The following is a 15,913-nucleotide window of genomic DNA, read 5'->3' on the forward strand; positions in this document are numbered from 1 at the left end:
GTGACGCCGTCGTGCGTCGGGATCGTCGCGATCCAGCGACCGGGGCGCTCGCGGAAGGCGAACCCGCCGGGCAGGCCCGTCCAACCCGCGTAGTAGACGCAGGTCATCCGCCGGTCGGCGACCGAGATCGGAGCGTCGACGAGCTTTGCGACCCGGGAGCGCATGCCGTCCGCGCCGACGAGCAGCCGGGTGCGCTCGGTCACCTCCGTGCCCGCCGCCGTGCGTAGCCGCACACCCGCCACCCGGCCGCCGTCCCACAGGACCTCGGCCAGTGAACAGCCGTCGGCGAATTCTGCGCCGGCGTCCACGGCGGCGTCCGCGAGGACGCGGTCGAGGATGTGCCGGCGCGGCGCGAAGGCCGCGCCGGCAGCAGTCGCGGCGCCGTCCGCAGAGGGCATCTGAGCACGTAGTGTCACGTCGAGCACGTGATAGGACATCGACTCCAGGCGGGGGCATCCGGATGCGACCACGGCGTCGAGCACGCCCCATTCGGCGAGCAACGCGACGCCCGGCGGGTGGATGAACAAAGTGGACATCGTGTCCGCCGGGAAACGGGCCCGCTCGACCAGCAGGACCCGTCGGCCGCCGTCGGCCAGCAGCCGCGCACTTGCCGCGCCGGCGCAGCGCCCTCCGACGACGATCGCGTCCCACATGGCAGCCTCCTGTGTCGGTCGCGGCGGCTCAGAGCGCTTCGAGCCGGTAGCGCCGGGCGGCAGACGCGATCACCGCGTGCACCACTCCGTCCTGCGGGTCCAGCCCGGCCAACTGCGCTGCCCGGTGGATGCTCAGTCCGGGCTCAAGCCCCGGCAGCGCGTTCGCCTCCAGCAGATACAGCAGCCCGTCCGCGCCGAGCCGGTAGTCGACCCGGGCGATGTCCAGGCAGCCCAGCGCGTGTACAACCGCGCGGGTGGTCTCACGAGCCTGCCGCGCGACCCCGTCCGGCAGCCGTGCGGGGGTCTGGAACTCCACGCGCGGCGCGGACGTGCTCACCGGCAGGCGCCGGTAATTCTTGAAGCCGTAGTCGAGGATGTTGTACGCGCGCTCCGCGTCCGCATCCAGAACGATTTCGGTCGGCTCCAGCACTCCGCCGAACTCATTGTCCACCGCCGCCAGATACGGAACGGTCAGCTCGCGGCCTGCTATGTACTCCTCGATCAGCACTCCGCCCGTATATTGCGCCAACAGCTCAAAGGCATGGGAAATCGCCTCGGCCGGATTAGCCACGACGGATTTCTGGGTGATCCCGGCCGAAGTTCCCTCACTGTTCGGTTTGACGATCACCGGGAAACGCAGACCGGAGAGGTCCGGGTCGCGCGGCTCGGTCACCAGGCGCCAGCCTGGCGTGCGAACCCCGTGCTCCCGCGCCACCAGCTTGGTCAGGTGCTTGTTCACCAGCAGCGCCTGCACGAGCGGCCCCGACCCCGTATAAGGCAAGCCGAGGCGTGCGAACAGGGCAGTGTAGAACGACTGGCGACCGCTGTCGGCCCATCCCTCCGCGATGTTGAACACCAGGTCCGGATCGTGCTCCCGCAACCCGCGCAAGATGCTTTCGACCGGCCCGGAGACCTCCAGCGTGATCGCCGCGTGCCCGGCCCGCGCGATGCTCGAAGTGAGGTATTCCACCGTTTCGCGAGCGGTGAAAACCGTCTCCTCGGCATCGTCGGTCACTCGGAGGTTGTGGGCGATGGCAATACGCACGTCATCTTCTTCCAGGCAGGGGAAGGATTGCTCAAGAGTGCGAAGGGCGGGCGGTACCTGCGTGAAAAGAGGTGTTCGGCAGCCGCGCCGCATCGATTGGGGCCGCCGGCTTGGACGAATGGCGACACGGCCGTGACAAGCGCCGTGACGGCTGCCATTATGGGTTCTTCCGCGAGGCGCCGGCAACTGTTCAACATTCATCCCGCCGTTCAAAATTCGCTCGTTATACCCCTTCCCGCGGCGCACCGGGTCCTCGACAATCACCTGTGCTCCGAGGTTCTGATTCCGAGATCCGGGAGACCGTGTGGCGCACGACACCCCTCCGCTTCACCTCGCCGTGGCGCTCGACGGTGCCGGCCGGCACCCCGCATCGTGGCGGGACCCGTCAGCCGCGGCGGGGGAGCTGTTCACCCCCGGCTACTGGACCGCGCTGGTGGCCGAGGCGCAGTCCGGGACGCTCGACTTCGTCACCTTCGAGGACCGGCTCACCCTCCAGTCCACCCGGCCCGACGGCCCAGACGGGCGCGCCGACCAGGTGCGCGGCACACTCGCGGCGCTCCCGCTGGCTGCCCGCACCGCGCCGGCGACCAGCCATGTCGGGCTGGTGCCGGCCGTCACCGTCACGCACACCGAGCCCTTCCACACTTCCCGGGCCGTGGCCACCCTCGATTTCGTCGCCGGCGGACGCGCCGGCTGGTGTGCCCAGGTGGCGCGCCGCCCCGAGGAAGCCGGCCATTTCGATCCGCGGCTGCGCCCGGCCGGCGAGCCGACCGGACCGGCCGAGGCGTGGGCCGAGGCCGCGGACTACGTCGAGGTGGTGCGCCGGCTGTGGGACAGCTGGGAGGACGACGCCGAGATCCGGGACCCGGCGACCGGCCGGTACCTCGACGCGGACCGACTGCACCGCGTCGGGTTCCGCGGCCGCTGGTTCAGCGTCGAGGGTCCCTCGGTCACGCCTCGGCCGCCGCAGGGCCAGCCGCCGGTGTGCGCGCTCGCCGACACCGAGGAGGCGCTGCGCTTCGCAGCCGCATCGGCGGACGTGGTATTCGTGACGCCGCACAGCCCGCAGGAAGCGCGGGACCTGGTCGCCCGAGTGCGGGAAGAGCAGCGCGCCGTGGACCGGGCGGGCGAGACAGTGCACGTGTTCGCCGACCTGGCCGTCGCCCTGGACGCCGAACCCGGCCAGGCGGCCCGCCGACTTGCCGCGCTCGACGCGCTCGACGCGTCACCGCCAGACGACGGCGCCGCGTTGTTCGCCGGCACTCCCGCGCAACTGGCCGACCGGCTCGCGCTGTGGGCCGATGCCGGGCTGACCGGATTCCGGCTGCGCCCCGTCGTGCTGCCGTACGACCTGCGGCAGATCACCCGGTCGTTGGTTCAGCTGCTGCGTGCCCGCGGCGCGTTCCGCGCTGACTACGAGGCGTCGACCCTTCGCGGCCTGCTCGGCCTTGCGCGGCCCGCCAACCGCTATGCGCGCACCGACTGGAGGAGCTCGTGAACCGGCCCCGTAGGCGGATCCGCCTCGGGGCGTTCTACCCCGGCACCAACAGCACCGCGGTGTGGAGCGACCCCGCATGGCACGACTACATGGAGTTCGGCTCCTTCGTGCACCTCGCACGCACCGCCGAGCACGCCGGGTTCGACTTCTTCTTCCTGGCCGAGGCGCTGCGACTGCGCGAGCAGCACGGCCGGGTGTACGAACGGGACGTCGCCGGCCGGCCCGACAACGTCACCATGCTCGCCGCGCTGGCCGCCGTCACCGAGCACATCGGCCTGGTCGCCACGGTCAACTCCACGTTCAACGAGCCCTACGAGGTGGCCCGGCAGTTCGCCACCCTGGACCAACTCACCTGCGGGCGGGCGGGCTGGAACGTTGTCACCTCCTGGGAGCGCTTCGTCGGCGAGAATTTCCGCCGCGGCGGCTTCCTGGCGCAGGAGCAGCGCTACGAGCGGGCACGGCTCTTCCTCGACGCCGCACTCGGGCTGATGCGTTCCTGGCGCCCCGGCGACGTCGTCGCGGACCGGCGGGCGGGGCGTTTCCTGCGCGACCCGCGGGCCGGGGCCTTCGAGCACCACGACGCGCAGTTCGATATCGCCGGGCGGTTCAATGTGCCGTGCGGCCCGCAGGGCGTCCCGGTGATCTTCCAGGCCGGCGGCTCGGAGCAGGGGCGCGAGTTCGCCGCCGCCACGGCGGACGTGATCTTCGGAATGTACAGCGACACCGCGGAGAAGAAGCGTTTCTACGCCGACGTGAAAGCGCGGCTGCCACGCTACGGGCGTACTGCCGACTCCCTGCTGGTGATGCCCGCCAGCACCTTCGCCCTCGGCGAGACCGAGGCCGAGGCGCAGGAGGCCGCTCGCGTGGTGCGCCGCCTCCAGATCGACGGCGCCTCGGCCATCCGCTTCCTTGAGCAGCTGTGGAACCGCGATCTGAGCGGCTACGACCCGGAAGGGCCGCTGCCCGCGATCGACCCGGCGCTCGACGCGGACGGGGTCGCCAGCAGGCTCGCCAGCGTCCGGCACTACCCCGACCGGATGGCCACCGCGGCGCAGTGGCGCGCGCTCGCCGAAGCCGGGAAGCTGTCCATCCGCGATCTGGTCATCGAGGTCACCGGCCGGCAGACCTTCATCGGCACCCCGGCGTCCGTCGCCGCGCAGATGGCCGAGTTGGTCGACCAGGACGCCTGCGACGGCTTCGTCATGGTGCCGCACCTCGTTCCGGGCGGCCTGGACGAGTTCGCCGACAACGTGCTACCCCTGCTCCAGGAGCGCGGGCTGGTGCGCACCGGGTACGAGGGCGCGACGCTGCGGGAGAACCTCGGCCTGCCGGCGTGCGACCCCACTTTCACCGTTCGAAGAGCCACTTTCGCCGAACCCTGATCGTGGGAGGCCTCACTGGGCGCCGAGCTGCGCCGCGGAGATCCGCGAGGAGCCCGACGCCGTGCCGCGGCCGTCGGCGTACGCGCGCACGGCGCGCGTCGCGTCGACCAGTTCGTCCCAGCCCACCCGGCTGAAGATGCGGCACCAGTCCATCGAGATCTCGTCGAAGTCGATGACGTCGGTGCTCCCGTACTTCGCCGGCATCGAGTCGAGCAGCGCCTCGTCGAGGATCTCGAAGCCCCGCTCGGCGGCCGCCTGCCGGGCGAGCCCCGGATTCATCAGCCAGCGGCCGGTCAGCGCGCCGAAGTCCGGGTACAGCGGTTGTGCCTGAAGCGCGGCCATCATCCCGTTGTCGACCAGCCAGCGGGCGAACTGCACGGTGTGCTCCAGGCTTTCGGCGTTCTCGCCCGGCCCGCCGAGAACGAGCGAACCGTAGATGAGGATCCCGGCCTCCTTGAGCAGCAGCGCGGCGCGCCGGTTGTTCTCCAGGCTGTCGCGCGGTCCCTTGAGCAGTTTGAGCATCCTGGTGTCGCCCGATTCCAGGCCCATGTTCACCCGGTACACCCCGAGCCGGCGGTACAGGTCGACCAGCCGGGGCGTGGTCTCCGCCGCCTGGGTGTAGACGAAGAACTTCGGGTCGCCGATGTCGTCGGGCCTGGTCTCGACCAGCTCCTGCACCCAGCGCGGAGAGCTGCTCATGCTGTCGAAGGCCTCGTAGAAGACCGAGGCTTCCACCTGCCGCTGCGCGGCGCGCACGTCGGCCCAGAACACCTCCGGCGAGGAGAAGCGCAGCGACAGGTCCGCGATACCGCAGAAGTGGCACGGGGATTTCGCGCGGGCACAGCCGCGCGCCCGGTTCATCGTGGTCACCCCGGTGACCTCCGCGTCGTGCAGGCCGCCGTAGACATCGAGATAGTTGAGCAGGTACTGGCGCCAGTTCGCCTCGGGCATCAGATTGCGGTCGGGGACCGGTATGGCGTCCAGGACGCGTACGCTCAGGCCGCCGCCCGCCGGCGGCCCGGGCAGTTCCGGCAGGTCGTTGTGCACGATGCCGGCCGGTCCCCGGTACAGCAGCTGCGGCACCGACTCGATCGGCCGCTCGCCGTTCAGCGCGTCCACGAAGGCGCACAGCGCGAACTCGCCCACGTCGGCCGCGCACACGTAGTCCACCTCGGGGCGCCGGGCCAGGATCTGCCGGGCCAGTACCGCAGCCTGGTCGTTGCCGAGGATCGTCACCGCGCCGGCATCCTTGCCCACCCGGGTGATCACGAGGGTATTGGCATAGGACGTGCCCAGGGCGCTGACGCCCAGGACGTCCGGGGCGAAGTCCCACACCAGCCGCTCGATCTCGGCCATCGGGGTCACCTGCCCGTCGACCGCGATCACCTCAAGCCACGGGCGGTGCCGCAGCAGCGCGGTGGCCAGTGACACGACGCCGAGGGCCGGGAACGTGCCGTCGTTCGCGATCGAGGAGACTCCCTCATCGGTGGCGGCGTTGACGAGCAGTACCCGCTCCACGCGGTGAGCGCACACGGTCGGTTCCTTCAGCTTCGTCGGAGAGGGAGGCGGCGCATCGGTGGCGGCCGGTTGGGCGGCGGTGGAGCCCCGGCGGGTCAGGTCAGGCGTGGCACGAAGTCGAAGGCCTTCCCGAGTTGCACCTCGATTTCGGCGGCCGCGGCGATGCTTTCGTCGATGACGACGTAGGGCACCGACGTGGTGCCCGGGTCGAAGGCGTGCAGAAACACCACGCCACGCCGGGTCTGCGGGTCGTACTGCAAGCCGGACGCCCGCAGCATCTGGACAGCTTCGGCGAACGACTCTATGCACCACGCGTCGGTGCCGAGGCGCTCCACGATGACCCGATCCTCGGCGTAATCCGGGCCGATGATCTTACGGCCGACGATCTGGTAGCCGTGCGTCGATCCGGTGGAGCGGCCGTTGTACTCGGTGAACATCACCTGCCCGGCGGGGGTGACGATCGCGTCCGCGCTGAGCACGCCCCGGTATCCGATCGCCCGCATCGCCTCACACAGCTGTCGGCCGCCCGAGACGACCTCGGCCATGCGGTCCGGGTCGACGTCGGCCGCCGGGGTGATCGACGCGCCGCCGTACGGCGTCGAGAGCAGGTGCCCCTGGCCGCCGTAGTGCACGCCGTCGTCCTCGATCGAGAACTCGGCGAAGACGCCCTGGCTCTCCGGGAAGTAGCGTTCGACGACGAGTTCGTGCCGCCCTGCGTCGGTCAGGCGCGGCCAGCGCTCTTCCAGGTACTCGCGTACCGACGAGCGGCCCTCCAGCTCGACGAGCCGGCGTGCGCCGAGGCGGCGCACCCCGCCGCGCCGGGTGAGGATCTCGTTGCCCCACCCGCCGGAGAGGAACTCGTTCTTGAGCATCACCGGATGATCGTCGTCGAGCAGTCGCAGGATCTCCTCCTCCGCGGCCTGCCGGCTGCGCACCACCGTGCCCTCGGCGACGGGCAGCCCGATGCCCGAGGCCACCGCCCGGAAGAAGGCCTTGCTGTTCGCGATCGCGTCGCCGCCTTGAGTGAGGAAGCGGTATCCCGGCACCGCCCGCTCGGCGCCGAGGTGCGCGGCGAGCTCCACGACGCGGGCATCCGGCCACAGCGCGTACACGTACTCGACGGGTCGGCCCGCGACCGCGGCGCGCAACTCGGCGAGGAAACGCGGGTCGCGCAGCCGGTCCTTGGTCAGCTGCCCCGACCCGGCGGCACCGGGCGGCGGCACGACCACCGCGAGGGTCGCCGGGTCGGTGCCGGTCAGGTCGCCGACGTATTCGAGCCAGCCCTCGTCGGGGGCGACGGGCAGCACGAGCACGTCGCCGTCCTCGGCGAACCAGGCCAGCCGCTGGCAGTACCAGGCGGCCGAGTGCCTGGTCCGCAGGTCCTCGTTGAAATCGTGGCCGACCAGCAGCCTTGTCATGGTTGCGCTCTCCGCTCGTCGTGGTCGTCTGTCTCATTGCCGCCGCCCGCCCGTCAGCCGGACAGGCGCCGTTCCAGCACCCGGGCGATCAGGGCGAGCGACCGGGACTGCGTCATCTCCAGGTGTCGGCACGGTACCTCGTGTTCGGCGATGACGCCGGTGACGTGGGGGCGCCATTGCTCGGCCCCGCGCCAGTGGGCCGCCCGTCCCCGCGCCGCGCTGAAGAACGCGACGTCGCCGGTGAAGACGTTCGGCGTGAAGCTCCGCTCCAGCCGCTTGTTGTCCTCCATGGCGCGGTAGACGGCGTCGACGGCGTCGTCGTCGAGTTCCACCTGCCGCACCCCGTAGGCCCGCAGCAGTGCCCGCCGGTCGGGCGCGTCGGTCACGTCGTCGTCCGAGGCTCCCGGCAGGTGGCTGTCGAGGAAGGTCAGCGTGCCGACCGATTGCCCGGCCTGCTGCAACTGCACGGCCATCTCGTGGGCCACGAGCCCGCCGAACGACCAGCCCAGCAGGTGGTAGGGCCCTTCCGGCTGCGCCTGCCGGACGCGTGCCAGGTAGTGCGCGGCCAGGGCGGCGACGGTCGCCGGCGGCGCCGCCAACGCGGTCAGCATCGGCGACTGGAGCCCGTAGATCGGCCGGTCGGAGGCCAGGAACGCGGCCAGCCGGGCGTAGCACCAGCTGACGCCGGTGACCGGGTGCACGCAGAACAGGGCGGGCAGCGCACCGTCCGGGCGCAGCGGCAGCAGGGTGCTGCCGAACCCGCCGGCCGCACCCTCGTCGAGCCGGGCGGCCAGCCCCGCCGGGGTCGGTGCCTCGAACAGGTCGCGTAGCGCCAGCCTGACGCCGAACTGCTCGCGCAGCCGCATCACCAACTGGGCGCCCAGCAGCGAGTGGCCGCCCAGCGCGAAGAACCCGTCGTCGGGACCGACTTCGGCCAGGCCGAGCACCTGCGCGAACAGCTCGCAGAGCCGCTCCTCCCGCCGGTCGCGCGGCGCTCGCCCGGCCGTCGCGGCGGCGGGCTGCGGCGGCGCGGGCAGCCTGGCGCGGTCCACCTTCCCGTTGCGGTTGAGCGGAAGACGCGGCAGCACGACGACCGCCGACGGCACCAGATGGGCCGGCAGGCGCTCGGCCAGGCCGGCTCGGACCTGCGCGGCGTCCAGGTCCGCGCCGGACGACGGCGCGACGTAAGCGATCAGCCTTTGGTCTGCCTCACCGTCCTGCCGGGCGACGACGACGGCCTGCCCCACGCCGGGATGGCGCGCTGCGGCCGCCTCGATCTCTCCGGGCTCGATGCGGTACCCGCGGATCTTCAGCTGGCCGTCGGCGCGTCCGACGTATTCGAGGGTGCCGTCGGCCAGCCGGCGCACCACGTCACCGGTGCGGTACATGCGGGCGCCGGGCGCCCCGAACGGGTCCGCGACGAACCGCTCGGCGGTCAGCCCCGGCCGGCGCCAGTAGCCGCGGGCCAGGCAGGACCCGGATACGTACAACTCGCCCGGCACGCCGGGCGGCACTAGGTGCAGCCTGCGGTCGAGCACGTACCCTGAGACGCCTGCGAACGGCCGGCCGATCGGCACGGCGCCCGGCGGGGTCGGGTCGCCGGGTTTGAGCGTGAAGTCGAAACAGCTGACCGTCGTCTCGGTCGGCCCATAGGCGTTGATGACCGTCACCTGCGGATGCTCGTCCCGCCAGCGCGCGAGTTGCCCGCCGGTCAGCGCCTCGCCCGCGACGATCAGGGTGCCCGAGGGCGCGGGGTCGCGGGACAGGGCGCGCATCATCCCGAGGTGCGACGGGGTGAGTTTGAGCAGTGTCGGGCGCGGGCCCTCGTCGTCGAGGTCTCCGACGAGAACCCGGCCGCCGCAGACCAGCGGGGCCCACAGGGCGGTGGCCGTCAGGTCGAAGGAGACGGGGGAGTGCAGGAGCGTCGAACCCGAGGCGTCCGAGTAGGCGGCGCGGACCTGCACCAGATACGAGGCCAACGAGCGGTGCTCGACCACGACGCCTTTCGGCGCCCCCGAGGAGCCTGACGTGTACAGCAGGTAGGCGGGATCGCCCGGTCCGGCCTCCACCGGTTCGGCTGAACGCGATGCGGCCTGACCGCCGTCGTGCGTGACCGTGTCGAGCAGCGCCGCGGGGGAGAGCACTTCGTGCCCTGCCGCACGGATGAACGCGGCAGTGGCCTCGTCGGCCACCGTCGCCACCGGGCCGGCGTCCGCCAGTAGAAGTCTGATCCGCTCCTGCGGATAGTCCGGTTCGATCACGACGAACGCCGCTCCCGCTCTGGCCACCGCCAGCAGCGCGCAGACCAGGCGTGCCGATCTCGGCAGCGCGACCGCGACGAACGTGCCCGGCCGTGCACCGTGCGCGGCCAACACCTTCGCCGCCCGTGCGGTGCGCGCATCGAGCTCGGCGTAGGTGAGTGAACCGGTGCGATCCGTGACCGCCACCGCGTCCGGGCAGCGGGCCGCCTGTTCGGCGAACAGCCGCGGCAGTGTCGTGGGCGGTGCCGAGCCGCGGGCGCCGTTGCAGTCGTCGAGCAGCCACCCGCGTTCCGCTGGAAGGACGATCGGGGCTGCTCCCACGTGCAGATCCGGGTCCGCGGTGAAGGCGTGCAGCAGTTGTTTCAGCCGCGCCGCGAGCCGCTGCGCAGTCTGCGGCGTGAACATGTCCCGCGCGAAAACCAGGGCGCCGCCGATGCCCGCGGGCCGGCCCTGGGCGTCCAGCGTCTCGCGCAGGTTGAAGCTCAGGTCCGTCTTCGCGCTGCCGACCGGCACCTCGACGGGCTCGACGAGCAACCCGGCCAGCCGCGGGGCCACCTGAACCGTGTTGTTGAACGCCAACATGACCTGGAACAGCGGGGAGTGGGAGAGCGAACGTGCCGGACCCGTGAGATCGACCACCCGCTCGAACGGCAGGTCCTGGTGCGCGTACGCGGCCAGGTCGGTGTCCCGCAGCGCCGCGAGCAGGTGCCGGAACGTCGGGTCACCGGACAGGTCCGCCCGAAGCACCAGCATGTTGACGAAGCAGCCGACCGCGCCGTCGAGTGCAGGGTCGGTGCGCCCGGCCGTCGGCGCGCCGAGCGGGATGTCCGTGCCCGCGCCCATCGCGTACAGCAGAACTGCGATGGCGGCGTGCATCACCATGAAGACGGTGGCGTCGGCTTCACGGGCCAGTTCGGACAGGGCCAGGTGCAGGGCACCGTCGATGTCGATGGGCACGGAGCCGCCGTCACCCGTGCGTCGCTGCGGCCTGGGCCGGTCGCCCGGCAGGTCGCTGCGGTCGGGCAATCCTCGCAGTGCCTTGATCCAGTACGCCTCGTGCTCGGCCACCGCGCCTTCGGGCTGTGCGCCGCCGAACAGGTCACGCTGCCAGAGGGTGTAATCCGCATACTGCACCGCGAGCGGTTCCCAGTCCGCCGCGCGTCCTTCGCGCCGAGCCGCGTAGGCCATGGCCAGGTCGTCGAGCAGCGGCGTGAGCGACCAGCCGTCCGCGGCGATATGGTGCACGACCAGGACCAGCAAGTGGCTGTCCGGTGCCAGGCGCAGCAACACCGCGTTCAGCGGACACTCCCGCGCGAGATCGAAGGCGTGCCCCGCGGCCGCCGCCACGGCAGTGTCGGGTCCTGCGTCGTCGATCTCGATGATGTGCAGCGGCGGCGTACTCCGCTCGATCCCGAGGACCAGTTGGCGCGGCCCGTCGCCGTCGTCCGGGAAGACGGTGCGCAGTGTCTCGTGCCGTTCGACGACGTCGGCCAGCGCGGCGCGTAGCGCATCGGGATCGAGCGCGCCGGTGAGCCGCAGCGGCACCACGACGTTGTACGCCGGTCCCGGCCCCTCCAACTGGTCGAGGAACCACAGCCGGCTCTGGCTGAACGACAGCGGCAGTGTTTCTGGGCGGTCGCGGCGCGCCAGCGGCGGCCCGGCGGCGGTCGCCGTGGCAGGCGCCTCCAACAGCGCCGCGAGCCCGGCGACGGTCCGGGCCTCGAACACGGCGCGCACCGTGAGCTCGGCCCCGAGCGTGCGGCGGATCAGCGCGGTGAGCTTGTTGGCCAGCAGCGAATGACCGCCCAGGGCGCGAAAGTCGTCGTCGATGCCCACCGTCGCAACGCCGAGAGCCCGGGCGAACAGGTCGCGCAGGACTTCTTCCCGGGGCGTTCGCGGGCCGCGCGAGGGGGTGTCGGCGCTGGTCCCGGCCCCGGTGTCCGGTGGCGGCAGCGCCCGGCGGTCGACCTTGTTGTTCGAGTTGAGCGGAAAACGTTCGAGCACGACGACCGCGGAAGGCACCATGTAGTCCGGCAGGCGCCGCGCGGCCTCCGCCAGCAGTTCGGGCACGGGCACCTTGCCGTCGCGGCCCCGCACATAGGTGACCAGGCGCTGGTCGCCCGGGCGGTCCTCGCGCAGCACCGTCACCGCCTGCGCGACCGCCGGGTGCCGGGCGAACAGCGCGTCGATCTCGCCCGGCTCGACCCGGAAGCCGCGCAGTTTGATCTGCTCGTCCGCGCGCCCCAGGAACTCGATGCGCCCGTCCGCCTTGAGCTCGCCGAGGTCCCCGGTCCGGTAGACGACCGCGCCGGGTTCGTCGCCGTACGGGTCGGCGACGAACCGAGTGGCCGTCAGCTCCGGGCGTGCCCGGTACGACCGGCCGACCGAGACTCCGGCCACGTACAGCTCCCCGCGCCCGCCGATCGGAACCGGCCGCAGCCGCTCGTCGAGCAGCCGGATCGCCGCCCCGCGCACAGGCTCGCCGATGGGCGGGAAGTCAGGCCACTGCTGCGGATCGCCGAGCATCGTGCACCGGGTGACCACCTGGGCCTCCGACATGCCGTACTCGTTCTGCAACAGCACACCGGGCAGCGCCTCGAGGAAACGCCGGATCGGCGGGGTCAGCCGCACGGCCTCGCCTGCGAGGTAGATCTGCCGCAGTTCGAGGCCGACCGGGTCGTCGGCCCACGCCTCGGCGACCTGGCCGAGCATGGCCGGGGACATGTGGCTGCTGACCACGCGCTCGCGGGCCATCAGGTGTAGCACGGCGCGCGGATCCTTGCGGGACTGCTCGGGCACTACGGTCAGCGTGCCGCCCCCGGCCAGGGTCACCATCATCTCCTGGATGGAGACGTCGAAGCTCAGCGCGGCCAGTTGGAGGCAGTTGCGCGGCGCCGGATTGCCCTCAAGGCTCCAGCCGACCAGATGATCGAGGGTGCGCCGCGGCAGTTCGATGCCCTTCGGCGCACCCGTGGAGCCCGAGGTGAACACGATGTACGCGAGCGAATCAGGACCGGTGCGCCGATCCGCTCTGGCGTGCCGGGGCGCCGATTCGACCTGTTCGAACGGCATGAGGGGGCACGGCAGGTCGGGTAGCGCGCCCCGCCCCGCCGCGTCGGCGACGACCAGTTCCGGCTTGGCGATCCGCAGCACGTCGTCGAGCCTGGCGGCGGGCAGCGCCGCGTCGAGCGGGAGGTAAGCGGCCGAGGCCTTGAGGGTGCCCAGCAGGGCGATGGCGCTCGCCGCCCCGCGCGAGACGCAGACCCCGACGACGGATTCCGGGCCCAGGCCCCGATCGCGCAGCAGCCCGGCGAACGTGTCGGCCCGGCGGTCGAGCTCGCCGAACGTGAGACCGCGCCCCTCGAACCGCACCGCCACCGCGCTCGGCCGGGCCTGCGCGACCGCCTCGAACCGGCCGAGCGCTTCCTGTTCGACGTGCAAGAAGAACACCTCCCCGACGTTCTGCCCGCAGTCCGGCCCGGGGGCCGCGCTGACGACGCCCCAGACGCCGGATCGCATTTCGGGAACCGGGGTTTCGGGGGATTCGGCCAGATGACGACGTGACAGATGAAGTGATCGGCACATTATCGGCACGACTGCCGTGCGCCCAACCGTGCAATACCGGTTCTTCGAACTTGGCCAGGGCTTCTTGTGTGGCCTTGGGCTCGCCCGCCGCTGTGCGCCGGCCGGCCCTGCGCCGCGGCCCCGGCCGAGTTCGGGGAGGCGCGATATCGGGGCCCGGACGCGACGCCGCCGCGCGCAGAACGTTGACAAATACGTCCCGGTGTTGTTCCGGAATGCGCTCAACTGTAAAAACCGCGCGGTTGCACACCGGCCCTGTCGTGGGGAACGATGCGGACGCAGGGTTCTGGCGGATTGGGTCGCGCCGCGTGCGGTGCCGGGGTCGGCGACGGCCGCTGCGCGCGGGCGTGCAGAACCCCGGGCACGGGTTCCGGAGCGCGTGTGCGGCAGCTGCGCCGTACACGTATTTCGCCGCGTCCGCTTCAGTTTCCGCGACCTCATTTCCGGCACGACGGCTCGCGCCCATCTATCACTGAGAGGCGGGTAACGGGATGACGACATCACCGGCGTCCGAGCCGCAGTACTCCGGCGTGGACCTCGCCGGAATCGGGTTCGGGCCGTCCAATCTGGCGGTGGCCATCGCGGCCGACGAGGCCGCCCGCAGCGGCGCCGCGCCGCGGCCGCTCACTCACGCCTACTTCGAGCGCCAGCCGGTTTTCGGCTGGCACCGCGGGATGCTCATCGAGGGCGCGACCATGCAGGTCTCCTTCCTCAAGGACCTGGTCACCCTGCGCAACCCGGCCAGTGAGTACAGCTTCGTCGCCTACCTGCACGCCAAGAACCGGCTGCCGGACTTCATCAACAACCACACGATGTTCCCCTCCCGCACCGAGTTCCACGACTACCTCGAATGGGCAGCACTGCCGTTCGCCGGCCGCGTACGCTACGGCGTCGAGGTGACGCAGATCAAGCCGGTCGTCGACGCGGGCGTCGTAACCCACCTCGACATCGTCGGCCGCGAAGCCGGCAGGCCTGATCGGCAGGTGGTCCAGAGGGCCGCGAATCTGGTGATCGGCACCGGCATCACTCCCCACCTGCCGGACGGCGTCGTCACGTCCAACCGTGTCTGGCACAGCGCCCGCCTGATGGACGCCGTCGCGGACCTCGCCGCGTCGAATCCGCGCCGGATCTTCGTCGTCGGGGCGGGGCAGAGCGCGGCCGAGGCCGCCGACTGTCTTCTGCGGCGCTGCCCCACCGCGGAGGTCTGCACGGTCTACAGCCGCTTCGGATACGGCGTCGCGGACGACAGCGCCTTCGCGAACCGGATCTTCGATCCCGAATCCGTCGACCTGCTCTACAGCGCGCCGGAGGACATCAGGCGCCAGATGCTGGCCTACCACGCCAACACGAATTACTCGGTGGTGGACCTGGAACTGTGCCAAAGCCTGTACCGCACGCAATATGAAGAGCGTGTGGCCGGCGGCACGTCGCGTCTGCGGATCATGAACGCTTCCACGGTTCGCGCCGTCGAGGAAGGCGCGGATGGCGTGCGCGTCGACGTCGAGTCCCTGCTGACGGGTCGGGTGGAGACGCTCAGTGCCGACGCCGTGGTGTATGCGACGGGGTATCGCCCTTCAGATCCGGCGCCGCTGTTGGATGCGATCGCGGCCGAGTGCAAGCACGACGGTGACGGGCGGCTGGTGCTGGACCGCGACTACCGCGTGATCACCTCGGATGCGGTCGCCTGCGCGATCTATCTTCAGGGCGCGGTCGCGGAACCGTCGCACGGCATCTCGGCGGGCCTGCTGTCCACGACCGCGGTGCGCAGCGGGGAGATCGTCCGCTCGGTCCTGCGCCGCATCCGATGAGCCGTTAGGAGGCGTGGTGTACGTACCACCGCTCTACCAGGAGCAAACAGAGGCGTGGATGCGCACCATCCTTGAGCAATACCCGCTCGCCACGTTCGCGTCCAACGGCCCCGCAGTGCCCTACGCAACGCATCTGCCGGTCATCCCAGCGCCTGAGACGGCGCCCACCGGGCCGCTCGAAGGTTCGGTGATGCTGTGTCACATGAACCGGTCCAACCCGCACTGGGCGGCGCTGGAAGACGGAACGCAGGGGCGGTTGATCTTCGCCGGGCCACACAGTTACATCACCCCGGTCGACTACCAGGTCACGCCCGCATCGCCGACGTGGGACTTCGTCGCGGTGCACCTCGCGGGCAGGGTGGAACCGCTGGATGGCCTTGAGGCGACGTTGGAGGTCGTCACCCGCACCGCCGAGTTGTTCGAGGCCCGCTTCGGAGCCGGGTGGGACGCCTCTTCCTCGTTGGACTACTTCCGGTCGATCGGTTCGGGAGTCGGCGCGTTCCGATTTCACGTGACGTCGGCGGATTCCATGTTCAAGCTGAGCCAGGAGAAGAGCGAGGACATCAGGGCGCGGGTGATCGAGCGGCTCGCAACGGCGCGGCGCGGCGCCGCGCGAGATCTCGCGGATCTGATGAGCCAGTACGCCCTGACATCCGCGCCCGCGCGCGCTGCGGGGGAACGGCCCGCCGACTCCGGAGTCGCGTGAACCCGCTTTCACACACCTGAGTCGTCGTCACGGCCGGATGCG

9 protein-coding genes are annotated in these 15,913 nt (G+C 71.3%); 4 read left to right on the forward strand and 5 right to left on the reverse strand.

Annotated elements, in window-relative coordinates:
* Both VGS97_RS04235 and VGS97_RS04240 read right to left on the reverse strand, forming a co-directional pair.
* Positions 1-653: NAD(P)/FAD-dependent oxidoreductase (locus VGS97_RS04235; protein WP_326851852.1), on the reverse strand; the 653-nt coding region annotated here is incomplete at its 3' end.
* A gap of 28 nt (positions 654-681) precedes the next feature.
* Complete coding sequence (locus VGS97_RS04240) at positions 682-1,962, reverse strand: hypothetical protein (RefSeq protein WP_326851853.1); 1,281 nt, start codon at positions 1,960-1,962, stop codon at positions 682-684.
* A 40-nt stretch (positions 1,963-2,002) separates the two neighbouring features.
* Here VGS97_RS04240 and VGS97_RS04245 point away from each other — a divergent pair, with 40 nt between their 5' ends.
* Both VGS97_RS04245 and VGS97_RS04250 read left to right on the forward strand, forming a co-directional pair.
* Positions 2,003-3,196, forward strand: a complete 1,194-nt coding sequence (locus tag VGS97_RS04245; RefSeq protein ID WP_326851854.1) for an LLM class flavin-dependent oxidoreductase — start codon at positions 2,003-2,005, stop codon at positions 3,194-3,196.
* Positions 3,193-4,578 (forward strand): NtaA/DmoA family FMN-dependent monooxygenase, encoded by a 1,386-nt coding sequence (locus VGS97_RS04250; RefSeq protein ID WP_326851855.1) that lies wholly within the window; start codon positions 3,193-3,195, stop codon positions 4,576-4,578. The genes VGS97_RS04245 and VGS97_RS04250 overlap by 4 nt, the downstream gene beginning before the upstream one ends.
* A gap of 12 nt (positions 4,579-4,590) precedes the next feature.
* Here the strand turns inward: VGS97_RS04250 and VGS97_RS04255 are convergent, their stop codons facing one another.
* The 3 genes from VGS97_RS04255 to VGS97_RS04265 all read right to left on the reverse strand — a co-directional run bounded on the left by VGS97_RS04255 (position 4,591) and on the right by VGS97_RS04265 (position 13,294).
* On the reverse strand, positions 4,591-6,111 hold the full coding sequence (locus VGS97_RS04255) for a B12-binding domain-containing radical SAM protein (protein WP_326851856.1): 1,521 nt from the start codon (positions 6,109-6,111) through the stop codon (positions 4,591-4,593).
* An 80-nt stretch (positions 6,112-6,191) separates the two neighbouring features.
* On the reverse strand, positions 6,192-7,514 hold the full coding sequence (locus VGS97_RS04260; RefSeq protein ID WP_326851857.1) for a peptide ligase PGM1-related protein: 1,323 nt from the start codon (positions 7,512-7,514) through the stop codon (positions 6,192-6,194).
* 53 nt (positions 7,515-7,567) lie between these two features.
* Positions 7,568-13,294, reverse strand: coding sequence for a non-ribosomal peptide synthetase (locus tag VGS97_RS04265; protein ID WP_326851858.1), 5,727 nt, complete (start codon positions 13,292-13,294; stop codon positions 7,568-7,570).
* A 554-nt stretch (positions 13,295-13,848) separates the two neighbouring features.
* Here VGS97_RS04265 and VGS97_RS04270 point away from each other — a divergent pair.
* Together VGS97_RS04270 and VGS97_RS04275 are read left to right on the forward strand one after the other, a co-directional pair.
* The gene (locus tag VGS97_RS04270) at positions 13,849-15,165 is read left to right on the forward strand and encodes a lysine N(6)-hydroxylase/L-ornithine N(5)-oxygenase family protein (protein WP_326851859.1); all 1,317 of its coding nucleotides are present in this window, start codon (positions 13,849-13,851) and stop codon (positions 15,163-15,165) included.
* A 16-nt stretch (positions 15,166-15,181) separates the two neighbouring features.
* Entirely contained in the window at positions 15,182-15,871 is a 690-nt protein-coding gene (locus tag VGS97_RS04275; protein WP_326851860.1) for an FMN-binding negative transcriptional regulator, read from the forward strand.
* The last annotated feature ends 42 nt before the right edge of the window (positions 15,872-15,913 follow it).

The sequence above is a fragment of the Actinocrinis sp. genome, assembly GCF_035946395.1.
Lineage (GTDB): Bacteria > Actinomycetota > Actinomycetes > Streptomycetales > Catenulisporaceae > Actinocrinis.

Bases quoted from the DNA above. Each gene is read 5' to 3' on its own strand.
- VGS97_RS04260 (WP_326851857.1), bottom strand. From the start codon at position 7,514: ATGACAAGGCTGCTGGTCGGCCACGATTTCAACGAGGACCTGCGGACC.
- VGS97_RS04265 (WP_326851858.1), bottom strand. From the start codon at position 13,294: ATGCGATCCGGCGTCTGGGGCGTCGTCAGCGCGGCCCCCGGGCCGGAC.
- VGS97_RS04270 (WP_326851859.1), top strand. From the start codon at position 13,849: ATGACGACATCACCGGCGTCCGAGCCGCAGTACTCCGGCGTGGACCTC.